Here is a 25901-nt window from a genome sequence, read left to right on the forward strand (position 1 = left end):
GCTTTCCCAGATTCATATTCTTTCAGAATATTGATAATCTGATGTTCTGAAAATTTGCTCTTTTTCATAATGTTTAACAAACTAAATTTAATAATTTTAATTGGTCTGAAAAACAGGGAAGTTTACCATTTCATCGCGTGTAAAGCCTCCTATAAGTTCTTCCGGATCTTCTGAGAGTATCTGGTGAAGGGTATCAAATGCTTTCTTTTTGATATCAAATGCTTTTACTCTTTCGGTCAGTAATGTTTCAAGTTCCTGAGCAGTCATATTATGTTTATTAGTCTTTAAACCTACGAATTAGAATACTGTTTCATAAAATATGTCTATGTAGCACAGATTTACATCAATACAAAATATCCGCATCCAAATTGATAAGAAAGATAGCTTCAGAAAAAGTATAAGCAATCCTCACAGGTGGTTCATCCGTATTTTTAAATATTCCGTTTTTTCCTTTTACAAAACCGATTTGATGTGAATTGATCAGATAGTCAGCAAATACAATGAAGCTCTTATCATGTTCGTTATGATATTCCTCCATGATTTTTGCTAATGGCCAGATAGAAAACATATTCTTTGTCCAGTCCCAATCTGCAAATCCATCCACTTTTAAATATAATTCTTTAAAATCATCCGGAAACTGAAAGTCAATAATTTCTTCGGTTATTTTAATGGATTCTAATGTTGCAGGCAGATTCAGTTTTATATTTTCACTGGTCCATTTCTCTTTAATTTTATCGATCCGGAGATGTATCATTTTACCAATGTTATATTAGCGGAAGTACCTTATTTTTTTTCATTCAAATATAAGTAGTCTCCTTTAATCAATGATTTGGAAAATCCTTCCATTCTCACATGTAAGATCGAAGGCATCGGAATTATGTCTGATTTTCTTTTTGATAATTTGTTGAACGAATCAATGAGTAGTTGTAATTCTTCCTTTGTGTAATTGCTGAAAGAATTATAGATAGCATCATCCATTTCTTCAAGATAAATACTTTTAATGATTTCATTCTTTTTGTTTTCATCCCATTTTTCTAGTCTTGCGACCATATTTATCCTGTTAGTACAATAATTATAAATATATTTTTTTAAACCGACAGTCTCTGTTAGTTTGTCGATTAAAAATTTATTTTCTTCAGTTGGGTAGCCTACCGGAGGTGGTCCAGCTTGAGCAAATGATTTTAAACTCGAAAGGATAATGAATAGGTAAAAGAATTTTTTCATAATTTAAATGTAATTATTATTAAATAAGCAGGCTGTAAAGTCTTAGTATAAAAAAATTAAAAAAAATATCCACCAACTAATTTTACAAATACCTCTCTGTCTCCGATTTTATATATCGTCAATATACTTCCGTCTGAAAGTTGTTTCATTTTTTGACTAAATTCATCTCTGGGTCCGGATTTCGCTAATCTATCAAGCTGCTGTAAGACTTCTCCAGGTGTTAAAACACAAATTGCGGTCTCTTCACTTTTCCCATCCCCACTTTTTTCTATCGTTTCCATGATCAAATCCTTTTGTTTAGAACACAGTTCTTTCTTTTGATTTTCATCAAGTGCCCGGTAAATATTCATCATATCATCCAGTAAATCTTTATTGAGGGGATTGATAGCATATTTTGATTCAGCTTCAGTAATCATTCTTTCTGCTTTACTTTTTGATAGTTTTTTTTGAGCAGGTTTCCAGAACGTTCCAGATTCACTGTTATAATTCCCAATGGTGTAATCAATTTTTATGAATTTACTTCCATAATACAATTGATTCAACTGCTCCTGAGTCAATTCAGAAGGATTTACTTTGAATACATCCAGAAGCTTATAAAAGTTTTCCTGTGGATTTTCGGTGACATTCTTTTTAATCAGATCCGTATTTATTTGTGCATAGAATATCTGGAATGTTAAAACTAAAAGACCTGAAATAATATATTTTCTCATTGTTTTTTGTTTGAATTCGATAGTTCTGTTGTGGCTTTAACTTTATATTTTATCAGTACAGTATGGTGTAAAGTTATTTAATGTGATGTGTTTTTAAATTTTGAGTTTACCTTCCACAATCTATATTCTACAGTCCATTTTTCAGGAATATAGAATGGAATTGCATAATATCCATTGTATTCTCTAAAAATACTTTGGGAACTGAAAACTGTCTTTTTAACTTTCTTGATTTTATCACAATTAGACTCGTTAAAGCCAAGAATGTCTACCTGCATTTCTTTTAGCAATGTATAATAAGGATAACTATGAGGTAGAATTGCATATTTTTCTTCTAGATTCTTACTGTTAAAACGGAAATTATCAACGGATGAGCATTCAGAAACTTCTATTTCCATACCAAATCTTATTTCAACTTTATAGTCCTTGTAATTCTCAATTTTTGGAAGCTTGAGATCAATTCTTTTCATTCCTTTTTCCGTTTCCGGATAATCGGGTTTTTCTTGTGAATAAATATTGAACGAATATAAAATACAAAAGAATAAAATTATATTTTTCATAGTAAGGGGGTATTATTGAATAGCATCTCTTAAGTTATACAAATATTATTTGAAACAGAGTTTTAAAAAAGAATGGGCTTATTATTATCTTACAATTCTAACCTGTTGTAAAAGTCCCTTCTCATTTTTAAAACTAAACATGTAAATTCCGGTCGGTACTTTTGTTAAATCTATATTTTTATTATAATAGGCAAAACCTTTGCTGATCTGCTTCCCATCCATTGTGAAAACGGTGTATTCAAACTGATTGCTATTATTTTTATTACTGATTACAAAACCGTCTTTGGCTGCATTTGTATAGACTTTCGTCTTGTATACAGGATCTTCAGGGGTTTCATTTGCGGAGATTGCATTTTCGTTAATATCTGCCACTTGTATGCTTTTAATAGCTGAGCTGGTAAGAGACGTTGTACTTCCCCCGATGATGTATAGTTTATTGTTATATATTTCTGCTGCAGCATGTCTTCTGGGAATCATATTGGATGATAACTGATGTACCTTATTGGTTGTGGTATCAAAATAAGCCAGAAAAGTTTGATTATTATAACCCCCTGCAATAAAAATCTTATTACCGGATACGGCTAATGAGTGTCCGGATATACCAGCAGGCATTATATATTGATTGGTCCATAGATTCGTGTTGAGGTCGTAGACATTGATCAGGCGGGATGAAGTACCATTAAAACCACCAATGACATAAAGTTTATCATTCACAATTTTGCCTTTTGCTTCTCTGGCTGTGGGCATATCGGGTAACGGATGCCATGTATTTGAAGCAATATCATAATACTGGAATCTATTAGAAAATTTAGTGGTTGGCGCTCCATTTAGTCCGCTGCCACCAAACACATATATTTTGCCATTATAGAGGGCAGAACCTGAGTTTCCTGTATAGGAATGATTAACAGCCCCCTTCGTTATTGTATTGGTGGCAAGGTCTACAATTTCAAGATGGCTGTTTCCCCAACCATTAAAAATATAAATTTTATTATCGTAAGTCTCCGAATTAGCAAATTTTTTGGTAAGTAGAGTAGAATTGAAAACACTCCAACGGTTATCAGTAATATTATATTTCTCAATATAATTGGTATTACCTCCTTTTTCCTGATACCCATTGCTCACATAAATATTATCATTCACGATTACACTGGTCATGGCACCTCTGCCTGCAGACATATTGACGAGATTCTTAAAATGAAGGGTTTGTGCCTGGGCTAGTAGTGAGCCCAAAAATGAAAGGAATATTAATTTTGTTTTCAAGGGTATTTAGATTTAGTGTTTTTGCTTTAATTGTATTTTTAGTACTGAACTTATTTAGTATAATCCCCTGAAATAATAGATTTTTCCATGGAGTCTATAATCTCAGAAACAGGCATGGTGAATATCCCTGCATTTCCTTTTTCAAACTCTTTTTTCCAATAAATATATCCATCCATTTCAAGAGTGTCTGGTTTTTTGATGGTTTTATTTTTAAGGGTGATGACACTTTTGTCTAATGCTTCTTCTGATACAGGAATATGTGTTAATTTTTCGGCAAACCCAGTAGTGCTACTGGTATCTTTAATCTTCAGACCACTAACGGAAATATGAATTACTTTTCCGGTTTCAGGATATTCCTCAATCTTTAAAATTTTAAGAATGGAGTTTTTCTCTGTGGGACGTGTTTTGTAATTCCATTCCTGACCAACACTGTATTTGTTTTTTTTTGTACAACCGGAGAATAATAAGAGTATTACTGCTATTAAAGTATAGAATTTCATGAATGGTCGGTTATTAATTTTGTTTTTAATGTAATAATCAGGAACAAATTTTTTGTTTTGCATATTTGCTCGTTATAGAAACAAATATAGGTAAAAGCTGGGGGATAAATTATGTGGTTTAGGCAGTTGACATATTATCGAAATTTGCTGGCCTATTCAATGTGATTTTTTATTTTAAATTTAGGATTTAATCCTATCAATACTTTTATTAAATCATAAAAATACACTTCTGCTTTTTTATATTCAGGTATTTTAATTTTACTTTTTAATTCTTCATAATTTGAATAGTCAAAGCTTGAAACTCTTTCAATAATTTTATTTTCTTTCACAAGAAATAATGCATTATATATTTTATGCTTTGTAGGTTCCTGCTTTTCAAAAAAACATTCTAGATCACTGAAATTGTATTTTTTAGATTTAAATATTTTTTGAAATGTGATATCTTTTTCAGTAATTATAATCTTTGTATGAATTTTAAAAAAGAAATTCCATATAAAAAATAAAGCACCTAATAAAAAGGCAATTTTTAAGATAATTATTATATTAAACACTGCTGTCAGTCTTATCAAATTAGTGAAAATAATTAGTGAAAAAACTACAGATAATATGAAAGTTAAGGAATGGATAATTAAAAATGATTCAAAATTTATTTTCGATTTTACCATATCATGCTTTTGTTCAATTTAATTTTGCTAAGTTAAAATATAAAGTGAGATGTTTTTTTAAGGGCTAAGATTATTTGGGATACAAAAAATCTAAAGTAAAGAAACGCTTATTTGGGATTTCTTTATTTTAGATTTTTTTTGCGAAAGGCAAACGTGGATTTACTACAAACTTCGCAATCTTGCCAAACGCCTGTTGTGCGATGTTTTTATTTTTCCAATGTTTCTATCAGCCAATTCAGGCAAACTTGGGAATCCATAATTGACCAAGAATGTGGATTTTTCGTTCCGTCTAATCGAACTCCTTTTCCTTGACTAACTATTACTCTAGCGTTTTCATTTCCCATTATTTTTAATTGGTTTATCATTGAGATTATATCAATTCCATTCCAATCATGTAAGTCACGATGTCTTTGATTGATTAACCAATCTGTATCCAAATCAGTAAACATTAAAAGAGGCATTTTTTTTAAATACTTTGCGTTTCCGCCATCTTTTGCTCCATAAGAATAAATAGAATTTTCCAGATATTTTTCTGGAAATTTATCTGGAGATCCTCCATAAATACTGTCCCAATTATCCTTTATCCATTTTGCTTCATCTACTGCAGGCTTGTAAATATTTCTTTCGATTTCTCTTTCGCAATATTTATAAAATCTTGCTTCGTCTAAAGGTGCGTCTAATGCAAAAACTCCTTTTGGTATTAGGAAAAACTTTTCCGGATTTTTAGTTGCCTTTTCAGCGTAAGTTAAAGAAATCATTGCGCCACTTGAAAGGCCCCCGATTATAAATTTATCTTTCGGTACTTTATGCTTTGCGACAATTTCACTGAAAATTTTATCAAGTAATTTGAATTCTGCTTCTCGATTATCTGTTCCCCAATTTATTGATGGAACAATTACCATAATTCCTTTTTCAACTGCTATTTTTTGCAGAGTTATTTGTTTTAAAGTATTTTCAACGAGTTCTCCACCAGAAGGAATAATAACTAAAACACCTTTGATACTAATTTTTGGTACATATTTATAATAAAATAATTCTGTAGAATTTTCATCATTAACGTACAGTTCGGAATCATCTGTTTTTGAAATAGATAATTTTTCAAACTCTTGTGCTTTACAAGATAAGAGATTGAAAATTAGAGCAAAAATTAATATGTTTTTCATTTTTCGGTCAAAATATCGTACAACATCCAAATTTACGTATTGCGCCAATATATAATATATAATATATAATATATAATATATAATTGCGCTAATGTTGTTTTGATTTGTTAATCATTAAATTAAAATCTAAATATACTATTTCCTTACAGAAAACGATAATTTAAACAAAAAAACCGCTCTACAAAAAGTAGAACGGTTAGTATATTAAATTTGTCTTAGCTTATGCTACTACATCATTCCTGGCATTCCACCACCCATTGGCATAGCTGGTTCAGCGCTTTTCACTTCAGTGATAACACATTCAGTAGTAAGAAGCATTCCAGATACAGAAGCTGCGTTTATATTGCAATATAAGGTAGCACGAAGTTTTATTTGTCGGTAAAAAGTTTTTTAATCCTATCAATTATATTTTGAAGTGGAGTTAACTCATATCCAATGTGCTTACAATGTAAAGCTTCTACAAATTCAGGTAAATTGGAATATATATTTACTTTTAATGTTATTATTTTTTTGTTTTTATCATTGAATAAACTTATAAAGTCATTTCCATCATCATCAACTCCATGTTTATAGCCAAGAATATCTTTTAGGTGTAAGGTTTTCTTAATTAATAAGAAGTTATAGTAGACTAGATTTTCGTTTTGAATATTAGCACGTATCAATTCATAATAATTCTTTTTCACTACTAGGTAAATTGTAAATAGAAAGATTAGAATAAAGTAACAGAACCATAAATAATGATCTTGTGAAATCATATTGTGATACTCTCCTTGAGTAAAAATAAATGGCAAAGAGAATGTAAAACAAGAGAGTACAATTCTAAATAAAACGATAAAATAATTTTTTATTTTTAGTTTCATTACATCTTTATTGATTTTCTTTTAAGTAAAGTCTAATTGTCAAATATATTAAACTTTGCAACTTTTGAAAAATATACTTCTTGGTTATTTTTTGTCTACAAATTGTATAAATCTCTGAATCAATATTTAATGTTATAAAACAATATTAAACAAAAAAACCGCCCTACAAAAAGTAGAGCGGTTAGTATATTAAATTTGTCTTAGCTTATGCTACTACATCATTCCTGGCATTCCACCACCCATTGGCATAGCTGGTTCAGCGCTCTTTACTTCAGTGATAACACATTCAGTAGTAAGAAGCATTCCAGATACAGAAGCTGCATTTTCAAGGGCAACTCTTGTTACTTTAGTTGGGTCAATGATTCCTGCTTCAAGCATGTGTACATACTCGTCAGTTTTAGCATTGTATCCGAAGTCTCCTGATCCTTCTGCTACTTTAGCAACGATTACAGAACCTTCACCACCTGCATTAGCAACGATTTGTCTTAATGGCTCTTCGATTGCTCTCTTTACGATTTTGATCCCTGTAGTTTCGTCAGAATTGATTCCTGTAAGGTTTTCCAAAGCAGAGATTGCTCTTACTAAAGCAACACCTCCACCTGCTACGATACCTTCTTCAACTGCTGCTCTTGTAGCGTGAAGTGCATCGTCAACTCTGTCTTTTTTCTCTTTCATTTCAACTTCAGAAGCTGCTCCTACGTACAATACAGCAACACCACCAGCTAACTTAGCTAATCTTTCCTGAAGTTTTTCTTTATCATAATCAGAAGTAGATGTTTCCATCTGAGCTTTGATCTGAGCTACTCTTCCTTTGATTTTAGCTTCGTCACCACCACCGTTTACAACAGTTGTGTTGTCTTTGTCGATCGTTACTTTCTCAGCAGTACCAAGCATATCTAAAGAGATGTTTTCCATAGTGAAACCTTGCTCTTCAGAGATCACTTGTCCACCTGTAAGGATTGCGATATCTTCTAACATTGCTTTTCTTCTGTCTCCGAATCCTGGAGCTTTTACAGCAGCAATTTTAAGAGAACCTCTTAGTTTGTTGACAACCAAAGTAGCTAAAGCTTCCCCTTCAACTTCTTCAGAGATGATCAATAAAGATTTACCACCTTGTGCGATTGGCTCAAGAACTGGTAATAATTCTTTCATTGAAGAGATTTTTTTCTCTACTAAAAGGATATATGGATTTTCTAGTTCAGTTAACATTTTCTCAGGGTTAGTCACGAAGTAAGGTGACTGGTATCCTCTGTCGAACTGCATACCTTCTACAACATCTACTGTTGTATCGATACCTTTAGCTTCTTCTACAGTGATTACTCCTTCTTTACCTACTTTTCCGAAAGCTTCAGCGATCAAAGCACCAATAGTTTCGTCATTGTTAGCAGATACGGAAGCCACTTGCTTTACCATTTCTGTAGAATCTCCAACAGTTTGAGACTGTGCCTTAAGGTTTTCAACAACTGCAGTTACTGCTTTGTCGATACCTCTTTTTAAGTCCATTGGGTTAGCACCAGCAGCTACATTCTTAAGACCTTCTCTTACAATAGCCTGTGCTAAAACAGTCGCGGTAGTAGTACCGTCTCCTGCGATATCATTAGTTTTGGAAGCCACTTCTTTTACCATCTGCGCTCCCATATTTTCTACTCTGTCTTCAAGTTCGATTTCTTTTGCAACAGAAACACCATCCTTAGTTACGTGAGGAGCACCGAAAGATTTTTCGATTACTACATTTCTTCCTTTAGGACCTAAAGTTACTTTTACTGCATTAGCCAATGCATCCACCCCTCTCTTTAGAGCGTCTCTTGATTCAATATCGAATTTTATTTCTTTTGCCATTTTTGATTAGATATTAGATGTTAGATGTCAGATATTAGACAACTAACAAAAGTTTTTTAATTTGATTTTTTAATCTGAAATATGATGTCTGTGATCTTAAATCTTAGCCAATAATTCCTAATAAATCAGCTTCTCTTACGATTAAATAATCTTTACCTTCCAACTTCAATTCAGCACCTGAATATTTTCCATAAAGAACTTTGTCCCCTACTTGAACAGTTGTAGGCTCATCTTTTTTACCAGGACCTACTGCCACTACAGTACCTTCTTGCGGCTTTTCCTTTGCAGTGTCCGGGATGATAATACCTGAAGCTGTTTTAGTTTCTGCAGCGATAGGCTCTACTAGAACTCTGTCTGCTAATGGTTTAAAGTTTACTGACATAATATGTTTATTTATTAATTATTTCTGGTTAATATTTCTCTAAATGTATGCCATGAGAAGGAGATGGCTGAAATGGCAGACTTTTGTATCCGAATGTGAAAATTTGGCAGAAAAAAGAAAAAGCCGGAAACTTTCCGACTTTTATGATTGTTATGAGAGGATTGAACTATGGGCAATACTGTCCCGGTCCGATCCAAAGGATACATTGGCCTTTGTAATTGTATTCACAACAAAAGCGTCCAGCTGCTCCTCCATTGATAGATTTTTGAGCATCTCTGCTTAATAATTTAGCATTTTTCATAGTAATAATTTTAGTGTGTATGATTCCTGAACATTTTATAGTCAATCAGGTTTTTGACATTTGGTGTTTTGCGTGTTAGATCAAAGATAAATATTTTTCCTCAAAACGTGATATATTTTAATCTTATTTTTTTTGAATAATATTTTGATTTTCAGTTGGTAAAGGTGTTGTGCTTATTTAATAAATTCCAGTGATATTTTTCTTCCCGCCATATCCATTTCCTGTTTTACAATTTTTCTCGTTTCCCTATTAATAAAATAAGTTGTCGTTGTTTTACTGCTGATGTCATCATTTGTTTTTACTGCCCAAACCGGTTTTCCATTGTATTCCGTTTTTTTAACATCTACTACATAGGCTTTGATCACCCCATTTTTGCTGGCTTTTGGATTATAGTCGAAAATAGAAATATCAGAAGAATAGCTTTCTTGTAAAGGCAAAAATCTTATCAGTATAGGATAGCTGCTGCTGTCAAAATAATTCACTGCATCTGTTTCAATAAGGTCTTTTTTCTGAGACTTTTTATCCAGATAATATCCGGTTACCTTATTTTTCCCGAATCTAAGAACCATATCTCTCATAGAATTGTAGGAAGAATGATATTGTGGAGCAAAATCAGCCTTTTTTACAATGGTAGAATCTGTCCATTTGAGGTCTGGTACTTGCTTCATTTTTACAGTAGTTTTGATAAGAAGGTCTGTTTTGTTTAGGCTTTTAAGTTCCGTAATGATGTTTCCGATTTCTGTTTTTGAACCTGCATTTTCAACATACCATAATGCTTCGGAAGTTTCATCTTTTATCAATTTTGAATCAATACCGGAATGGGCCGGAGTAAGAAGTTTCTGGGAAAATAGATGGGTACTGCTTATCAGTAAAAGAAAAATGAATGTTCTCATAGTTTTACCCAATAAGTACTATTGGTTTTCAAAAAGTTACAGGGGGAGTAATAAAGGTTTTTTGAAAATAAGAAGGATCCCTAAGATTGAATTTTGCCTTTCTGCTGCTGATTCAGTTTTGAAATAATAGCTGCCGAAACCGAAATTCCTATGAAATTGGTGACTGATCTTGCCTCATTCATAAAACGGTCTACACTATACAGTAATGCCAGATCTGTAACCGGAATTTTTCCGAATCTGCTTAGAGTAAACATAAGTGCCAGAAAACCTGAGCCCGGAACACCGGATGCTGTTTTTGAAGCTAGCGAAATAATGATGAAAAGCCAGAAATAGTCCTGTGTTGTAAGAGGAATATTATACAGCTGAACCAGAAAAATACATGAAATGGAAAGATAAATACAGGCTCCTGCCAGATTGAAATTATAGCCGAGCGGGATGACAAACCGCAGAATTTTCAGATCATATCCCTGAGATTCCATTTTTTCAAAGATCATGGGGAAAGCTGTTTTGGAAGAAGAAGTAGCTACGACAAGGATAATCTCTTCTTTAATGCTGATTAAAAAATCCCAGAGATTGATTTTGAACAAATGCGTTACAGGTCCCAGAATTCCAAAAATAAAAACAAGACAGGCAAGATACACTGTGGCTACCACTTTGCTTAATGGCAGCAAAGTATTAATCCCATACACTGAGATTCCGTAAGCGATATTACAGAAGATAACGATGGGAAGGAAAATGTATACATATTTTATCAGTTTAAAGAACAGGTCTTTACCTTCATCTAAAATGCGGAGCAATTTATTTTTTCCTTTAGACAAACCTATAGCTATCCCGGCAGAGATTGATAATAAAAGAAATAGTACATAATTACTGAGATAAAGCGGATTGGTTGAATAGCTTAAAAAACGTTTCGGTAAACTTTTATTAACCATTGAAAGGGATATTTCCGTATTCACTCCCGGTTTTAAAAGAAGGCCAAACCCAATTCCCAATGCAATGCTTACCGAAGTGATGATGAGGAAATAAATAATCATCTGTAACGTAATTTTAAAAGCATTTTCAATACTGAAAATATAACTTACCCCATACGTCACCGCGATGAAGATCACCGGAACAATAAGGACCTCAAGAAGCATAAAAAAATAATGACTCACCTTTTCCAGCGGCCGCCCGATTTCAGGAAAGTAATAGCCTGCCAATGCTCCACAGATAATTGCTGTGAATACATAGAGACTAAGATTTCTCAAATAGGAATCTGTAAATGTTTTTTGCCTGGATTGAGCTGTCATTATAGGTTAGGATGAGAATACGAATTTATAAATATAATCTTATATAATGTGAAGTACCAACGCTGCCAGTAACATGACAATAGAAGATCCTATTGCCCATTTCAGGGTAAATTTTAAATGATCTGAAAATTCCACTCCGGCTAAAGAGACCAGTAGATAGGTAGAAGGAACCAACGGACTCAATAAATGGGAAGCCTGACCCACAAGGCTGGCACGTCCTAAAATATCAGGAGGAATACCCATCTGATGACCTGTAGCGGTGATTACGGGTAATATTCCGAAATAATAAGCATCATTAGTTAAGAAAAAGGTGAGAGGGACACTGAATATAGCCGTGATGACATTAAGATAGCTTCCCCAGTCTTTCGGAACAATACCAATGATGCTGTTTCCCATAGAATTCATAATTCCTGTTCCGTTAAGAATTCCTGTGAAAATCCCAGCACCAAAGATCATTCCCGCTACAGACAGTGCATTCCCTGAATGTTTTGCAATAATTTTCTGCTGGTCTTTAAGTTTTGGATAATTGATGACAGAAGCAATACAAAACGCAATCATAAAAGCAATTCCAAGAGGAATAATGTCAAGTATCATCACACACAGAAGCACAACAGTAAGGATGAGATTGACAATAAGGAGCTTGGGACGACGCAATGCCGGATCATTTTCTCCTACAATATCCTGTTGGCTGTATTTTGTATATTTTCCATGCTTACTGATTCTTTTTCTTTCTTTTACCCCAAGGATATAAGCCACTATAAATACCCATACAATACCGATCAGCATGACTGGAATCATCGGGACAAATATTTCAGTATGTCCAAGTTTCAGTGAGCTCATCACCCGGGCAGTAGGACCACCCCAAGGTAAAATATTCATAATTCCTCCGGCAAGCATGATGATGCAGGTAAGGACCAGAGGATTCATTCCCTGTTTTTTATAAAGAGGCAGCATGGCCGCTACCACGATAATATAAGTAGAAGACCCATCACCGTCCAGCGAAACCAAAGTGGTAAGAAGTGCCGTTCCGATCGTTGTTTTTACAGGATTATCTCCAACGGCTTTTAGAATAGCGTTCACAAGCGGTTCAAAAAGCCCGGTATCAATCATTAAGCTGAAATAAAGGATGGCAAAGATCAGCATGACTCCCGTAAGAGCAATTTCTTTTACTCCATCTTTCATCATTTTCCCAAGCTCCGGTCCAAAACCCGCTATTGCAGCAATGAGGACAGGAACGAGCACAAGGGCGGTAAGAGGAGTCATTTTTTTATTCATGATAAGCACCATGAATATAAAAATCATTAAAAAGCCAAGAAATGTAAGCATAGTATGTTATCTGTTAATGATATGATTATTTTTGTTTTTTTCTCCAGTCAAAAGTGTTTCTGAAACCTATGAATCCATAGTTACTGGTCTTTCCGGTTTCCAACTGATTGATAAAAGCGATTTCCAGTGCAGAATTTTTTCCGGTTTTGATCCCAAGACCGGCAGTGATACGGTTGCTGTCGAAAGGTTCTTCTTTTTCAATATTCATTCTTATTTCATTTTTAAGAATGCCGTAGAGTTTTTCTTTTTCTCCTTTTTTATTGAAAGGAATTCTGACCGAGATCAGATATCGGAGCCTTACCTGGAATTCATCAGGATTGCTGAGAAAACGTTCTTCTACTCTTAGACGGTTAGATATTGAAGTTCTGCCAACAAAATACTCGGCAGTGACTTGCTGAAAGGGTCTTTTCTCGTATCGTATTTTTTTAGAATCGTCCGCATTGTATGACTCAAGGACCAAAAACATGGCTCCTACAGCAGGTTTTATATTCTCCACCACTTCATAATCCACGTAGGCATTAAGAAGAAAAAGCCTTGTGTCATAAGCCAGATCGAAAGAACGGTATTGTGTAAGGGCGGTTAAGGTACTTTTATCGGTAATCTTTGCCGACATCAGGTACTGAAACCACATATTATAATTATCCTTACTCTGACTATATAAAAGTCCGTTAAATAAGAATAATGATAAAAGAAGCGTTGATTTTATGTTAAGTTTCATGTAATATTTGATTAACATTGCAGTTTCTCAAATATATTTATTAGGAAGAGCGGACTTGGATTTTTTCAATCAATGACAGTTTTTCTCAACGAACTGCATTTTGAGATAAAAAGATATTATATTTGGTAAAGCTGAAAATAAGGCTCGAAGTATGTTTTTAATCATAAATTTTATTATTATACTATTGATTATAAGGGTTTTATTTAGTGGTAAGATTCTAAAAAGCCTTATGAAGTACCGCTGGAAATTTTTATTGAGGTTTCAGCATATTTTTTTCTTTTTTATCTTCATTCTGATCACTTATTTCACCGAAAACTACTTCCTGAATGGTTTTGAATTAATTTGGAGCATTATTTTGAATGTATTTTTGAATGTCGGGATCTATTATCTGGTATACTACTATCTTGTTCCTTATTTCTATCTATCCAACAAATATCCAGAGTTTATCTTATATGCGTTGATTGCCTTTTTGGTTTCCAGTCTTTTCAGGATTCTTTGGGAACCGGCAGTTTTTAGTATGAATTTTACTAAAGAAGGGTATTACGTAGGTTTTCTTTATAATGTCTATATCTCTCAGGGGATCGTGATTCTTGTTGCCTCGTTTTTAGGAATTACAAAAGATAAATTTCTAATAGAGCAGGATGTGATCAATCTTGGAGAAGAAAAAGAACAGCTTTATCTGGATTTATTGAAATCCAAACTGAACCCACATTTCTTACTCAATACCCTTAATAATATGTATGCCAACAGCTTTACGCATACAGAAAAGACATCCGATTCTATTTTGCAGCTGAGTAAGCTATTACAATATATTATCTATGACAGCGGGAAAGAAAAAATAAGTGTTGCTCAGGAGCTTTCTTCGCTTAAAGCGCTTGCAGATCTGTATCAGTTAAAATACAATAACCTGCTTAATATCACTTTAAACCTTCAGGATCAGGAAGAGTTTGATATTGCAGAAATTCCGCCTTCTATACTCCTTACATTGTTTGAGAATGCTTTGAAACATTCTGCCATAGGAGAAGAGGAGAGAAGTTTTATCAACCTATCCTGTACCATAGAAGGTTCTGAATTGTTGTTTGAAATTACCAATTATATAGCTGCTTATCAGGCTCGTCAGGTAGAAACGGGTTACCACGGATTGGGAAATGACGCAGTTCTTCATATATTAGAAAAATGGTATGCCGGTCAATTTGAGTTCCTTTCAGGACCGGAAGAAAATAATCAATATAAAATTGTTTTAAAAATTAAAATAAATGGCTAATCTGACTGTAGTAAATGTTGATGATGAATACCCTGCTTTACAGCTTGTCAAGCAATATTGTGCCCAGCTGGAAGATGTAGAGCTGCTGGGGTCGTTTCAGGATCCGGAAGAAGCCTTGATTTTTCTTAAAACAAACAAAGTTGATCTTGTTGTTTTTGATATCAATATGCCTAAAATAAATGGAGTAGAGCTTTTACAACAACTTCCCGATCCACCGCTGTGTATTTTCCTTACGCTGGAATCAAAATATGCAGTGAAAGCATTTGAATTGGATGTCGTTCATTATCTTATAAAACCAGTGGATTTTGATACCTTTAAAAAAGCTGTCAATAAGGCAAAGGATTTTTTTAAATTTAAAAATCCAGCCAATAACCGTCATCAGGAAGATTATATTATGTTCAAATCGAACTATGTGATGAATAAGGTTTTTCTCAAAGATATTCTGTGGATACAAGGATTCGGAGAATATATTGTGCTGATGACTCCATTGAAAAAGTATATGATCCTTGAAAGAATGTCCAATTTTGAAGAAAAATTTCAGCATTTTGGATTTATCAGAATTCATAAATCCTATATTGTGTTATCAGACCATATCAATTCCTATGATTCCGGGAATGTGTATCTGAAAAGTGGAGAGCATCTTCCGTTGGGAAGAACCTATAAAAAGAATGTAAAAGAACATTTAAGTTAAAATAAAAAAGCCGGAAATTTCCGGCTCTATTCTGAATTGTTATGAGATGATCAGACTAAGGACAATTTTGTCCCGGCCCGATCCATAAAGTACATTTTCCGTTATCATCGCGTTCACAGCATACAAGTCTGGCAGAGACAACTCCACCTTTGACCGCTTTTTGAGCGTTTCTGCTCAGTAATTTGGCATTTTTCATAAGTAATATTTTGATTTTTATAAAGCCTGAACATTTAAAGTCAATCAGGTTTTTGACCATTGGTGTTTATGTTTTTTTAAAGATAATACTTTTTATATCAGCTTGTTGTGTTTTTCAGGAATGAATAATAACAGAATTGATAGGATGGGATAATCGTTAGAAATCCCGGGTGGGAAAGGAAGTATTATTCTGTTTTTCTGAGTTCCGATAAAATCGTCGGGAGCGTATTAATTCCCCAATGTTCCATATATTTTCCGTTTTTTAGACGTACAATATCTATCACATCAATTTTAATCTGCTTGCCTGTGGGTTCTATTCCCATAAGAACTCCTGTATGGGTTCCAATGATTGCTTTTCTTGTGGTTACTTTATCCTCTTCGGCAATCTGATCATAGATCTCTACAGTCAGATCAGGAAATGCAGGTTTTAAAATATTGAAAAATGTATTCCACATTCCATTACCATCGTTGTTGTCAGGTGGTGCTGTTCTGTTAATAAAATCATCATCCATAAGTTGTCTGAAAGATTCCAGGTTACATTGCTCAATTACTTCTTTGTTGAAGCGTCTCACGGTTTCTTTATTTTTTTCTAAACTGCTCATAGGTCTGTTTCGGGCTCTGGTGAAGTGATATCAATCAATTTATATTGTTTATAATGGATTGATATTTTGGATGTTATTTAGTTTGAAGCTATAATCTATTGTAAAGAGGGATATTGTTTAAACATAAAAAACTGCCCGTAGACAGTTTTTTTATGTTATGATTTCTTACCTGAAGCTTGCATCGGATTTACTTTGCCGTTAGCCCCGCCTCTTACAGAACCTGCTTCCTGTTTTTGTTTAAAAAGCTGGAATTTTGAAGTTTCCGTACCGGATCCGGCACTGCTCCAAAAATTATTTGTAGTATCAATATCAGCAGTCTCTCTCATTGGATCAAGCTGAATTGATTTCAGTTTCTTATCAAAATAATACGTCTTGGAAACCTTTTGCTCATTCAGTCTCCAGATCTGAGCTGCGGATTTGTCATATAATTTTGAACCATCTTCAAAAGTGAACTCAAGGATAATAGGCATTACTAATCCGCCTTTGTTCACAAAGTCAATTTGGTATGCTGTAATATTTTTAAATTGATTTTTATCCTTAGCATCCAGAGGAAGACCAGCTTCTGTTTTAATAGCATATTCCTTATTATTGTCAACCTTTTCCTGCCCTCTGTCATATCTGTAATAGAAATCCTGGGCATCTTTGTCTCCGTCCACATAGAATTTGATATTCTTGTCTTCTCTGTTTCTGATCTTCGAAAGGTCTTCAAAACTGTTTACCAAAGGTTTTTCAACCTGATATTTTACTTCAGCAGCAGCTTTTGGATCGGTTTCCAGATTAGGAACTGCTACCGTTACTTTATCAATGGCAATATCTACAGGATCTGTACCATAGAACCAGCCTCTCCAGAACCAGTCAAGATCTTCACCGCTGGCATCTTCCATCGTACGGAATAGATCGGCAGGTTCAGGATGTTTAAAAGCCCATCTTTTGGCATATGTTTTAAATGCTTTGTCAAAAAGTTCCCTTCCCATGATCGTTTCACGAAGAATATTCAACCCTGTAGCAGGTTTTGAATAGGCATTCGGTCCATATTGAACAATATTTTCAGAGTTGCTCATGATAGGCTCCAGCTGGTCTTTCGGAAGTTTCATATAATCTACGATCGTCCATGCCGGTCCTCTTTTCGAAGGAAATTTATTATCCCATTTTTCTTCCGTAAGGTACTCGGTAAAAGTATTCAGACCTTCATCCATCCAGGCCCATTGTCTTTCATCAGAATTGATGATCATTGGGAAGAAGTTGTGTCCCACTTCATGAATAATCACGCCGAGCATTCCATTTTTGGTTCCTTCAGAATACGTTCCGTCTTTTTCAGTTCTTCCGAAATTGAAGCAGATCATTGGATATTCCATTCCATTGGCAGCCTCTACAGACTGAGCTACCGGATAGGGGTAAGGAATTGTAAATTCTGAATAGGTTTTAACGGTATGGGCCACTGCTTTTGTGGAAAACTTTCTGTAAAGACCATAAGACTCTTTTGGATAGAAGCTCATTGCCATTACTTTATTATTGTTTTCAGGAATCGTTACACGCATTCCGTCCCAGACAAATTTTCTGGAAGAAGTCCATGCAAAGTCTCTGACATCCTTCGCCTCAAAAACCCAGGTTTTTCTTTGCTTTGAATGATTTTTTTCTGCTTTCTTGGCCTCATCCAATGTTACAATTTCGATGGGCTCAGATGCGTTCTCAGCTTTTCTATATCTTGATAATTGATCAGATGTTAATACCTGATCATAATTTTTACATTCACCGGTTCCGCCTACAATATGATCGGATGGTACATTCATGGTCACCTTAAAATCTCCAAATACTAAGGCAAATTCACCTCTTCCGGTAAACTGATGGTTCTGCCATCCCTGAAAGTCGCTGTATACACACATTCTTGGATACCATTGTGCCATAGTATACAAATCGTTGCCATCTTCCGGGAAGTTTTCATATCCTCCACGGCCTCCCATTTTCATCCTGTTGGAGATATTGTAGTTCCAGTCTACTTTGAAAACAAACTTTTCTCCCTTTTTCAGAACTTTAGGAAGATCAATACGCATCATGGTCTTGTTGACTGTATATTTCAGAGGATTACCAGAAGCATCTGTTACTTTTTCAAGACTCACTCCATAGCCATTATCTTTTACTGGTAGCTCAGAAACTTTGAGCTGCTGATCAGTCGTTGAAGGGCGCAGAACAGATGAGTTATCATATCCTGCATTTCTGATACTTGAATGCTCATTCTCATCAAGCTGCAACCAGATATAATCCAGGTCATCAGGAGAATTGTTGTAATAGGTAACGGTTTCTGAACCTTTCAAATTTCTTTTATCCTCATCCAGATAAGCGGAAATGTTGTAATCAGCCCTGTTTTGCCAGTATCCGTGTCCGGGAGCTCCGGAAGCTGTTCTGTAAATGTTGGGTGTTGGAAGAATAGTTCCCAGCTGCTCAAACTTATTGCCGTGGTTGCTGCCTGGGTTATTCTGAATATTTTGTGCGGTGAAACCTGTATATGCAAATACAGAAAGTGAAAGTATAACAACTTTTAGTTTCATAACCGAAATGATTTATTAATGATCAAAGATAATAATAAGCTGCTGAAATAATGAAAATATTTAACTTTTAAAAAGGAATTCTTTCCAAAGTCATTTTTAAGGATAAAGCAAATACTCCGGAAGATACAAACAGAATCCAGTCTTTTTTATTGACCTTAAAAACGTTCAGCAGAATAAATAAAGTGACGAGAATACCAAAAACAATTACAATCTGTCCTAGTTCCAGTCCGATATTGAACCCAAGAAGAGGGAGAGCAATGCTCTGGCTTTTCGCAATCATTACTCTGGCTGTGTTGGCGAATCCCATTCCATGAACAAGACCAAAAATCAATGCCAGATAGTAATTGGCGCGCATCAAGGTCTGCTTCTGGTTCTTCATGATAATATTATCCAAAGAAGTTACAACGATAGTCAAAGGAATTAAAAACTCAACCCAATCTGAAGGAACTCTGAAAACATCCAGTATACTTAAGGCTAGTGTAATGGAATGCCCTATTGTAAATGCGGTGACAAGAATCAGTATTTTCTTCCAGTCATTGTATGAATACACGGCAATCAAAGCCAGAACAAACAGCTGATGATCTAAGGCATCCAGAGAGATAATATGTTCCCATCCAAGGTTTAAATAAAAAAGAAAATCCTGCATTATAATGATAAATTGTTGGGTTTTGAATATTTTACATAAACAAGCTTTATTTTACGGATTTTATCGCGTTATTATGTTAAATAACTATCGATATAGTGAGTTATTTTCATATCAGATAAAAATTGTATAATTGCATTGATAAAAAAATGAAAATGGATATTAAAAAATTATTTTTTACAAAAGTAAACATTTCACCCGGAGGAGCGAAGCTTCTAAGAAATGCGACAGCTGCCTTTTTAGGATTATACTCCTATGCTTTTTATGGGCAGGTACAGAAATTGGATTCCCGATTTGATATTTTATTAAAAAATAAAGAGAATATCGCTCAGGGAAAGGGTATTAAAGAATTGGAACGCCCAGATATGAAACTTGACCAGCATTTGGTAGTGACTTCTAAGGGAGCACAAACGATGTATTCATGTATTATTTATACGAAAGAACCTGAAAAACTGAAAGCTGATGGATTTCTTGTTCAGAGCCAGTTACCTACTTTTTCTACAGCTTTAGCTTCTATTGAAGATCTTGAAAGACTGACGAAACTTCCCTATGTAACCTCTGTAATGGGGCCTGCATTTGATGAACTTCATAACGATACGAGCAGAGCTCAGTCCGGAGCAAGCCTTTTGCAAGATGGAGTTTTTAATAATACAGCTTATAACGGGACCGGAATTCTGGTGGGAATTTTTGACAGCGGAATAGACTGGAAACATCCTGACTTCAGAAAAGCTGATGACCAGACAAAAAGTAGAATTGTTTCCATCTGGGATCAGACATTGACTGCACAATTTGGAGAAAACACTCCTACAGGATTTTCAACTGGTGTAGAATATACAAGAGCAGACATTGAAGATGAACTGGATGGAACACCAACAGGTTTCGTTCGTGAAAATGATACCAATGGACATGGAACTCACGTTTCAGGTACGGCTGCTGGAAACGGGTCTGCTTTCACCGATAAAAGACATAAAGGATTCTCATCTGATGCAGATATTGTTTTTGTAAAAGGTGGAAACGGATCTTTTCCTACAACGAATACTATTAATGCTTTAACTTATTTCAAAAATGTAGCCACAGCTCTTAATAAACCTATCGTTGTCAATATGAGTATTGGCGGACAGGGAACTGCCCACGACGGAACTTCAAGCCATGAAGTGGCCGTTAACAATTTTACCACTTCAGGAGCAGGAAGAGTAGTCGTTATTTCTGCAGGTAATGATTATGGAGCCAATCTTCACAGAAAAGTTGATATTGAAGCTAATGGTTCACAGACCTATAATTTTACAGTAGCTAGCAACACCTCTGTAGCATCGGTATTTTCATTCATTATGTATGCCAATGATAATAGTCCTGTTACAGCAAAGCTAACTACTCCCGATGGACAGGTATATACCCAAAATATAAGTACAACTACCGCTCACAGTATATTGGGGGGAGGTCTTACAGCGACGATGTATAATTATTGGGGAAATGATAACAACAAACGATATATTCAGCTGATAGTAGCCAGAACTTCAGGAACTACGAATGTTCAGGGAAATTATACATTAGAAATTACCAACAACGGTACACAGCAGATCACAACCCATGGCTGGCTGTATAGCCAGGGAGTAGCAACCACTTTACAAAATGGCGATAATGAATATATCGTAGGATCTCCAGGGAATGCCTCTAATGCTATTACAGTAGCTTCTTATATGGGAAGACCAAGTTGGTATAGTACGGCTGCTTATTCTACCACAACTCCGCAGGAGTCTATCTCTTCATTCAGTTCACAGGGGCCAAGAGTAGATGGGGTTCAAAAACCTGAAATTGCAGGTTCCGGTCAGAATGTTATTTCATCAAGATCCAGTAATTCTGCTCCGGCAGCCACAGATATTATTGCAGGAACTACTTATTATGTGAAAAACCAGGGGACAAGTATGTCATCGCCGGGAGTCGCGGGAGCGGTAGGATTATTGCTTCAGGCGAATCCTACATTAACGGCAGCACAGGTGAAAGCACGTCTTACGGCTAATGCAAGAATGGACGGTGCAACGGGTACGGTTCCAAACATGAGATGGGGATATGGTAAATTGGATATTTATAAAGCAGTTACTGATGAATTGGGTTGTGTAAAATCCAATTTTGAGACTGTTAGTTATGATGAACCTTACATTGTTGCCAGTACGGAAGCTAATTATTACTTTGATAATATAGCCCTTGCGGTAAGATATACACCAACATTGACAGGGAAACTGGGAGGTTTCTCATTTATGACAGGGTCTACAATCCCTGCAGATATTCCGGTAGATATTCAAATCAGAAAAGTGAATGCCAGCGGAAATCCTGGTGATATTATTGCCACTAAAACCATTACTTCATGGCTTAATAATACACAGAGATATAGCTGGAACTACGTGAATCTTTCCGATCTGAACGTACAAATGGTAACCGGAAAAGAATTTTATATCGTCGTAAATGGCTTAGGAGGAAGAATTGCTATGAAAGCTGAAAACGCAGTGGTGAACAACAGATCTAAGACTTCCACGGATGGTACTTCATGGACTTCAAGAACTTTTGATCTTAAAATGAGAGCTGTAGTCTATGAGAATGTTGCTGAAGTGAAAAACTTAGCCAATTCCAATCAAACTAAAACAAGCGCTGCAGCCAATGGATACAACTATTTTACCAATAACTGTCAGCTGATCTCAAGAGTTGAAAAAGAAACAGCGAGTACAGTAACCGGAAATGTAACTTCAAAAGTATGGGTGGACAATGCACAGCCCAACTATGTAGCAAGAAGATATGAAATCAATTCGGACGCAAATACTACCACTGCAACCGGAAAAGTAACTTTATACTTCAAACAGGCTGATTTCGATGCTTATAATCTTACAAGTGGAGTGAAATTACCTACTTCACCTACTGATGTTGCCAATAAAGCTAATCTTCTTATTGAAAAATATACAGGAACAAGTACTACAGGTACCACCGCTTCTTTTGGAGGAACAGCAACCATTATTACTCCTGACATTGCTGATATTATCTGGAATGATACCTACCAATACTGGGAAGTGAGCTTCCAGACAACAGGTTTTGGCGGATATTTTGTTAAAACAGGGACAACGCTGGGCACGGCAGATGTTAAGATCAATTCAGAAGTGAATATCACTCCGAATCCGGCGAAAGATTTTGTAAATGTTGTATTAGGAAGACACTCTAAAGCAGCAGTAACTATTTATGATGTTTCAGGAAAATTGATTAAAACTGTAAATGTGAATACAAATTCAGGGAAAATTGATATTTCTGAACTGGTAAGAGGAACCTATCTGTTTACGATTGCACTGGAGGATAATACAAAAATTACGAAAAAAGTAATTAAACAATAGATCCTTATCAATCAAATAAGAATATAAAAGCAACAGTTTCTATAACTGTTGCTTTTTTTATATTTGCTGTAAAATAAAATTCATGTCGGGTAAATTTTTTTGGAGTTTTCTTTTATTATTAACAATCGTATTTCAGAGTTTTACAGAAGGTGAAGCTTTTCACCCCTATCATGTAGGTTCTGTAGAAATTAATTATAATGCAAAATCCAGAACATTTGAAGTGACAGGAAGATTCTTCCTTGATGACATGGAAAATGGTTTAGGAAAAAAATATGGAGGAGCTTTTCATTTTAATGATGAAAAATACAAAGCAAAATTGAATGAAGCCTTACAAAAATATTGCGCAGAATATTTCAAATTAAAGACAGATAATAAATTCCTGAAAGTAAACTATATCGGCTATGAAGAAGACCAGGAATCTGTGAATGTCTTTCTTGAATCTGAAGTAACCAGCAGTCCTAAAAAAGTAGAAACCGCAGTAAGCTTTCTCTATAACCTTTTTGATGATCAGATCAATATCGTTCATATCATTGTGAACGGACAAAGAAGCAGTGAAAAACTTACCTATCCCAACCGTTATCTTTATAAGCAGTTTTAAAAATATGATGGATTAGCTATAGAAGTTGGGCAGCTCTACAATTCTGTTTGGATTATTTTAATTTTATGCAAAGGTTTAACATATTGTATGTTGTTTTTAAGGGAGCAAAAGGTAGAATCAATGAAGTTGATTCCTTCTAAGCGAACGAATATTCATACAGCTTAGTCAGCGATTTTATCGCTTCCTTAGCTCACTTGTAATGAGTTGTTTTAATATCAACTTTACGTTTTAAATAATTCTAAAATATTAATTTTCCAGCTGGAGCAGCGTATTGATCCCTTTCGCATGGGCGAGCAGATCAGGAAAAAAATCTTCATAACATTGCTGAAGATGATCTTTATTCTTTAAAAAAGCTTCAAAAACAGGAATATCTTTATCCAGATATTTTGCTTTATTCAGTACATTCTGAATACTGAATTTAATTCCCCAATCTTCACTGTAATTATAAAGCCAGTCGTCATGCTCCATTTTGACAAGCATTTTTTTGAAATTTTCAGGCAGCCATTGCTCATGGGCATTCAAAGCTCTGTAAACCTTAAGAGAATGGGCTTTCCACTCCGGCAGGGAATTCAGTGAAAGATCTCTGGCTACAAAGTGATCCATGGAAACATCTACAAATGCACCTGCATACAATCTTACCAAAGGCGCAAAAACCTTTTTAGCTTCATGAATGGCAGGGTGGGAGTCTGTAAACGTATCAATAGCCCTGTGAAGGGTAATCCCGTCCTGAATATCTTTCGGGAAAGAAAAACGATCTCTATTGCGGATAAAATCTTCTAGAAATTGCCCCACGATCTGTCCGTCGGTAAAAGATAGAAAAGAATGAGCCAGGTAATTCATAACTTAAAGGTATGAATTAAATGTGGATCGTAGATATAATAATGAATGGTGAACGATGAATTCACTTCGAACTCCCTCATTGACCATTCACAATAATTCTAGAAAAGTCTCTCATGAAAATCTTCAATCTTACTCACTTCTTCGATCTTAATTCCAAATTTTCTTTTCGGAATTTTATTAAGATTGGAAACGAATATCTTTTCATACCCTAGTTTTTCAGCCTCAGTAATTCTTTGTTCCACCTGCGCTATAGGACGTATTTCTCCACTTAATCCGATTTCTCCTGCGAAACAGTAGTGTTCTGAGATCGCAATATCTTCATTGGATGAAAGAACAGACGCAATAACAGCCAGATCCAGTGCCGGGTCGTCTGTTTTTATTCCTCCGGTAATATTCAGGAAAACGTCTTTCGCTCCAAGTTGGAAACCTGCTCTTTTTTCCAGAACAGCCAAAAGCATATTCAGCCTTTTAGAATCAAAACCTGTGCAGCTTCTCTGAGGAGTACCATACACTGCTGTACTTACCAATGCCTGAATTTCAAGAAGCATAGGACGGTTTCCCTCCAGTGTTACAGCAACTGAATTTCCAGACAGTTCCTCAAATTTTTTGGTGATCAGAATTTCAGAAGGATTTTTAATCTCTTTTAATCCTTGTGAGACCATCTCGTAAATTCCAATTTCGGAAGTCGATCCAAAACGGTTTTTATTGGCTCTTAACAATCTGAAAAGATGATTTCTGTCCCCGTCGAAGTTCAGAACAACATCTACCATATGTTCCAGCACCTTTGGTCCGGCAATCTGGCCATCCTTGGTAATGTGTCCTACAAGGAATACCGGAGTATTGTTTTCTTTAGCATATTTGATGATCTCATTGGAACATTCCCTGATCTGGGAAACCGTTCCTGGAGAGCTTTCTATCAACTGAGACTGCAGAGTCTGAATAGAATCGATGATCATGAAATCCGGTTCCAGCTTCTTAGCCTCATGAAGGATTTTTTCCAATGACGTTTCCGTGTAAAGAAAACAGTTCGGATTTTGAATGTCGGTAAGCCTGTCTGCTCTCATTTTGATCTGAGAAGCACTTTCTTCCCCCGAAACATAGAAGACTTTTTTCTTCATTTTCAAGGCCAGCTGAAGAAGAAGAGTAGACTTTCCAATTCCGGGCTCACCACCAATCAACGTGACAGAACCTAAAACAATCCCGCCTCCCAAGACACGGTTTAGCTCCTCAGAAGGAGTTTTGATTCTCGGTTCTTCGCTGGTTTCCACTTCAACAATATTGATAACATGTTGCTTGGTTTTTGAGAAAGGAGGAGTTTTATGAGAAGGTTTTTCAACCACTTCTTCTACTAAGGTATTCCATTCTCCGCAGCTTTTGCATTGTCCCAGCCATTGAGGATATTGAGTTCCGCAGTTTTGACAGAAATATGCTGTTTTCAGTTTTGCCATACTGCGAAGTTATAAA

Annotated in this window: 27 protein-coding genes; 4 read left to right on the plus strand and 23 right to left on the minus strand. The window is 35.2% G+C overall.

The features are described 5' to 3' along the window. Positions 1 to 96 precede the first annotated feature (96 nt). From C1634_RS25970 to C1634_RS09495, 17 genes are all read right to left on the minus strand, one after another. Positions 97 to 267: a hypothetical protein gene (locus tag C1634_RS25970; protein ID WP_165835300.1), complete on the minus strand. Its 171-nt coding sequence runs from the start codon at positions 265 to 267 to the stop codon at positions 97 to 99. A gap of 76 nt (positions 268 to 343) precedes the next feature. Next, on the minus strand, positions 344 to 754 hold the full coding sequence (locus C1634_RS09425; RefSeq protein WP_103235249.1) for an SMI1/KNR4 family protein: 411 nt from the start codon (positions 752 to 754) through the stop codon (positions 344 to 346). Positions 755 to 783: 29 nt separating this feature from the next. Further along, positions 784 to 1224, minus strand: coding sequence for a hypothetical protein (locus tag C1634_RS09430; protein ID WP_103235248.1), 441 nt, complete (start codon positions 1222 to 1224; stop codon positions 784 to 786). 56 nt (positions 1225 to 1280) lie between these two features. After that, on the minus strand, positions 1281 to 1934 hold the full coding sequence (locus C1634_RS09435; protein WP_103235247.1) for a DUF4919 domain-containing protein: 654 nt from the start codon (positions 1932 to 1934) through the stop codon (positions 1281 to 1283). 77 nt (positions 1935 to 2011) lie between these two features. Then, the gene (locus C1634_RS09440) at positions 2012 to 2491 is read right to left on the minus strand and encodes an ecotin family protein (protein WP_109738314.1); all 480 of its coding nucleotides are present in this window, start codon (positions 2489 to 2491) and stop codon (positions 2012 to 2014) included. Positions 2492 to 2575: 84 nt separating this feature from the next. Then, complete coding sequence (locus C1634_RS09445; protein ID WP_123921426.1) at positions 2576 to 3751, minus strand: T9SS C-terminal target domain-containing protein; 1176 nt, start codon at positions 3749 to 3751, stop codon at positions 2576 to 2578. A 50-nt stretch (positions 3752 to 3801) separates the two neighbouring features. Next, positions 3802 to 4314, minus strand: a complete 513-nt coding sequence (locus C1634_RS09450; protein ID WP_228410047.1) for a hypothetical protein — start codon at positions 4312 to 4314, stop codon at positions 3802 to 3804. Positions 4315 to 4403: 89 nt separating this feature from the next. Next, positions 4404 to 4916, minus strand: coding sequence for a hypothetical protein (locus tag C1634_RS09455; protein ID WP_109738315.1), 513 nt, complete (start codon positions 4914 to 4916; stop codon positions 4404 to 4406). 206 nt (positions 4917 to 5122) lie between these two features. Beyond that, positions 5123 to 6079, minus strand: coding sequence for a hypothetical protein (locus C1634_RS09460; RefSeq protein WP_103235618.1), 957 nt, complete (start codon positions 6077 to 6079; stop codon positions 5123 to 5125). A 368-nt stretch (positions 6080 to 6447) separates the two neighbouring features. Further along, entirely contained in the window at positions 6448 to 6939 is a 492-nt protein-coding gene (locus tag C1634_RS09465) for a hypothetical protein (RefSeq protein WP_109738316.1), read from the minus strand. Positions 6940 to 7152: 213 nt separating this feature from the next. Beyond that, on the minus strand, positions 7153 to 8778 hold the full coding sequence (groL, locus tag C1634_RS09470) for a chaperonin GroEL (protein ID WP_103232534.1): 1626 nt from the start codon (positions 8776 to 8778) through the stop codon (positions 7153 to 7155). 103 nt (positions 8779 to 8881) lie between these two features. Next, positions 8882 to 9160: a co-chaperone GroES gene (locus C1634_RS09475; RefSeq protein ID WP_034696138.1), complete on the minus strand. Its 279-nt coding sequence runs from the start codon at positions 9158 to 9160 to the stop codon at positions 8882 to 8884. A 166-nt stretch (positions 9161 to 9326) separates the two neighbouring features. Further along, positions 9327 to 9461, minus strand: a complete 135-nt coding sequence (locus C1634_RS26405) for a hypothetical protein (RefSeq protein WP_262484685.1) — start codon at positions 9459 to 9461, stop codon at positions 9327 to 9329. A 173-nt stretch (positions 9462 to 9634) separates the two neighbouring features. Beyond that, positions 9635 to 10354, minus strand: coding sequence for a DUF3108 domain-containing protein (locus C1634_RS09480; protein WP_109738317.1), 720 nt, complete (start codon positions 10352 to 10354; stop codon positions 9635 to 9637). Between the two features lie 80 nt (positions 10355 to 10434). Beyond that, complete coding sequence (locus C1634_RS09485; RefSeq protein ID WP_103232536.1) at positions 10435 to 11643, minus strand: dicarboxylate/amino acid:cation symporter; 1209 nt, start codon at positions 11641 to 11643, stop codon at positions 10435 to 10437. Between the two features lie 39 nt (positions 11644 to 11682). After that, positions 11683 to 12969: a CitMHS family transporter gene (locus tag C1634_RS09490; RefSeq protein ID WP_109738318.1), complete on the minus strand. Its 1287-nt coding sequence runs from the start codon at positions 12967 to 12969 to the stop codon at positions 11683 to 11685. Positions 12970 to 12994: 25 nt separating this feature from the next. Then, positions 12995 to 13687, minus strand: a complete 693-nt coding sequence (locus tag C1634_RS09495) for a DUF2490 domain-containing protein (protein WP_103232538.1) — start codon at positions 13685 to 13687, stop codon at positions 12995 to 12997. Positions 13688 to 13916: 229 nt separating this feature from the next. Here C1634_RS09495 and C1634_RS09500 point away from each other — a divergent pair, with 229 nt between their 5' ends. Both C1634_RS09500 and C1634_RS09505 read left to right on the plus strand, forming a co-directional pair. After that, the gene (locus C1634_RS09500) at positions 13917 to 14951 is read left to right on the plus strand and encodes a sensor histidine kinase (protein WP_109738319.1); all 1035 of its coding nucleotides are present in this window, start codon (positions 13917 to 13919) and stop codon (positions 14949 to 14951) included. Then, entirely contained in the window at positions 14944 to 15642 is a 699-nt protein-coding gene (locus C1634_RS09505; RefSeq protein WP_109738320.1) for a LytR/AlgR family response regulator transcription factor, read from the plus strand. The genes C1634_RS09500 and C1634_RS09505 overlap by 8 nt, the downstream gene beginning before the upstream one ends. Before the next feature lie 55 nt (positions 15643 to 15697). Here the strand turns inward: C1634_RS09505 and C1634_RS25975 are convergent, their stop codons facing one another. From C1634_RS25975 to C1634_RS09525, 4 genes are all read right to left on the minus strand, one after another. After that, positions 15698 to 15838 (minus strand): hypothetical protein, encoded by a 141-nt coding sequence (locus tag C1634_RS25975; protein WP_165835301.1) that lies wholly within the window; start codon positions 15836 to 15838, stop codon positions 15698 to 15700. A gap of 184 nt (positions 15839 to 16022) precedes the next feature. Then, positions 16023 to 16439: an ester cyclase gene (locus C1634_RS09515; protein WP_103232542.1), complete on the minus strand. Its 417-nt coding sequence runs from the start codon at positions 16437 to 16439 to the stop codon at positions 16023 to 16025. 155 nt (positions 16440 to 16594) lie between these two features. Next, positions 16595 to 18985, minus strand: coding sequence for a M1 family metallopeptidase (locus C1634_RS09520; RefSeq protein ID WP_103232543.1), 2391 nt, complete (start codon positions 18983 to 18985; stop codon positions 16595 to 16597). A gap of 67 nt (positions 18986 to 19052) precedes the next feature. Then, complete coding sequence (locus C1634_RS09525; RefSeq protein WP_109738322.1) at positions 19053 to 19631, minus strand: HupE/UreJ family protein; 579 nt, start codon at positions 19629 to 19631, stop codon at positions 19053 to 19055. Between the two features lie 152 nt (positions 19632 to 19783). Between C1634_RS09525 and C1634_RS09530 the strand changes: the two genes are divergently transcribed. Together C1634_RS09530 and C1634_RS09535 are read left to right on the plus strand one after the other, a co-directional pair. After that, complete coding sequence (locus C1634_RS09530; protein ID WP_165835302.1) at positions 19784 to 22999, plus strand: S8/S53 family peptidase; 3216 nt, start codon at positions 19784 to 19786, stop codon at positions 22997 to 22999. A gap of 82 nt (positions 23000 to 23081) precedes the next feature. After that, complete coding sequence (locus tag C1634_RS09535; RefSeq protein ID WP_103232546.1) at positions 23082 to 23597, plus strand: DUF6702 family protein; 516 nt, start codon at positions 23082 to 23084, stop codon at positions 23595 to 23597. Between the two features lie 246 nt (positions 23598 to 23843). On the opposite strand, the gene C1634_RS09540 is transcribed toward C1634_RS09535, so the two are convergent. Continuing rightward, positions 23844 to 24437 carry an acyl carrier protein phosphodiesterase gene (locus C1634_RS09540; protein ID WP_103232547.1) on the minus strand — a complete coding sequence of 198 codons (594 nt, stop codon included), beginning with the start codon at positions 24435 to 24437 and terminating at the stop codon, positions 23844 to 23846. 98 nt (positions 24438 to 24535) lie between these two features. Beyond that, positions 24536 to 25885 (minus strand): DNA repair protein RadA, encoded by a 1350-nt coding sequence (gene radA / locus C1634_RS09545; protein WP_103232548.1) that lies wholly within the window; start codon positions 25883 to 25885, stop codon positions 24536 to 24538. Positions 25886 to 25901: the final 16 nt, after the last annotated feature.

This window comes from Chryseobacterium viscerum, from assembly GCF_002899945.2.
In the GTDB taxonomy this organism is placed as follows: Bacteria; Bacteroidota; Bacteroidia; order Flavobacteriales; family Weeksellaceae; genus Chryseobacterium; species Chryseobacterium viscerum.

Excerpts from the sequence above, each read along its gene's own strand:
- C1634_RS09435 (WP_103235247.1), bottom strand. The coding sequence starts at position 1,934 with ATGAGAAAATATATTATTTCAGGTCTTTTAGTTTTAACATTCCAGATA.
- C1634_RS09520 (WP_103232543.1), bottom strand. The coding sequence starts at position 18,985 with ATGAAACTAAAAGTTGTTATACTTTCACTTTCTGTATTTGCATATACA.
- C1634_RS09430 (WP_103235248.1), bottom strand. The coding sequence starts at position 1,224 with ATGAAAAAATTCTTTTACCTATTCATTATCCTTTCGAGTTTAAAATCA.
- C1634_RS09450 (WP_228410047.1), bottom strand. The coding sequence starts at position 4,314 with ATGCAAAACAAAAAATTTGTTCCTGATTATTACATTAAAAACAAAATT.
- C1634_RS09440 (WP_109738314.1), bottom strand. The coding sequence starts at position 2,491 with ATGAAAAATATAATTTTATTCTTTTGTATTTTATATTCGTTCAATATT.
- C1634_RS09525 (WP_109738322.1), bottom strand. The coding sequence starts at position 19,631 with ATGCAGGATTTTCTTTTTTATTTAAACCTTGGATGGGAACATATTATC.
- C1634_RS25970 (WP_165835300.1), bottom strand. The coding sequence starts at position 267 with ATGACTGCTCAGGAACTTGAAACATTACTGACCGAAAGAGTAAAAGCA.
- C1634_RS09460 (WP_103235618.1), bottom strand. The coding sequence starts at position 6,079 with ATGAAAAACATATTAATTTTTGCTCTAATTTTCAATCTCTTATCTTGT.
- C1634_RS09495 (WP_103232538.1), bottom strand. The coding sequence starts at position 13,687 with ATGAAACTTAACATAAAATCAACGCTTCTTTTATCATTATTCTTATTT.
- C1634_RS09500 (WP_109738319.1), top strand. The coding sequence starts at position 13,917 with ATGAAGTACCGCTGGAAATTTTTATTGAGGTTTCAGCATATTTTTTTC.
- C1634_RS09530 (WP_165835302.1), top strand. The coding sequence starts at position 19,784 with ATGGATATTAAAAAATTATTTTTTACAAAAGTAAACATTTCACCCGGA.
- C1634_RS09490 (WP_109738318.1), bottom strand. The coding sequence starts at position 12,969 with ATGCTTACATTTCTTGGCTTTTTAATGATTTTTATATTCATGGTGCTT.
- C1634_RS09485 (WP_103232536.1), bottom strand. The coding sequence starts at position 11,643 with ATGACAGCTCAATCCAGGCAAAAAACATTTACAGATTCCTATTTGAGA.
- groL (WP_103232534.1), bottom strand. The coding sequence starts at position 8,778 with ATGGCAAAAGAAATAAAATTCGATATTGAATCAAGAGACGCTCTAAAG.
- C1634_RS09505 (WP_109738320.1), top strand. The coding sequence starts at position 14,944 with ATGGCTAATCTGACTGTAGTAAATGTTGATGATGAATACCCTGCTTTA.
- C1634_RS09465 (WP_109738316.1), bottom strand. The coding sequence starts at position 6,939 with ATGAAACTAAAAATAAAAAATTATTTTATCGTTTTATTTAGAATTGTA.
- C1634_RS09480 (WP_109738317.1), bottom strand. The coding sequence starts at position 10,354 with ATGAGAACATTCATTTTTCTTTTACTGATAAGCAGTACCCATCTATTT.
- C1634_RS09475 (WP_034696138.1), bottom strand. The coding sequence starts at position 9,160 with ATGTCAGTAAACTTTAAACCATTAGCAGACAGAGTTCTAGTAGAGCCT.
- C1634_RS25975 (WP_165835301.1), bottom strand. The coding sequence starts at position 15,838 with ATGAAAAATGCCAAATTACTGAGCAGAAACGCTCAAAAAGCGGTCAAA.
- radA (WP_103232548.1), bottom strand. The coding sequence starts at position 25,885 with ATGGCAAAACTGAAAACAGCATATTTCTGTCAAAACTGCGGAACTCAA.
- C1634_RS09535 (WP_103232546.1), top strand. The coding sequence starts at position 23,082 with ATGTCGGGTAAATTTTTTTGGAGTTTTCTTTTATTATTAACAATCGTA.
- C1634_RS09515 (WP_103232542.1), bottom strand. The coding sequence starts at position 16,439 with ATGAGCAGTTTAGAAAAAAATAAAGAAACCGTGAGACGCTTCAACAAA.
- C1634_RS26405 (WP_262484685.1), bottom strand. The coding sequence starts at position 9,461 with ATGAAAAATGCTAAATTATTAAGCAGAGATGCTCAAAAATCTATCAAT.
- C1634_RS09540 (WP_103232547.1), bottom strand. The coding sequence starts at position 24,437 with ATGAATTACCTGGCTCATTCTTTTCTATCTTTTACCGACGGACAGATC.
- C1634_RS09455 (WP_109738315.1), bottom strand. The coding sequence starts at position 4,916 with ATGGTAAAATCGAAAATAAATTTTGAATCATTTTTAATTATCCATTCC.
- C1634_RS09425 (WP_103235249.1), bottom strand. The coding sequence starts at position 754 with ATGATACATCTCCGGATCGATAAAATTAAAGAGAAATGGACCAGTGAA.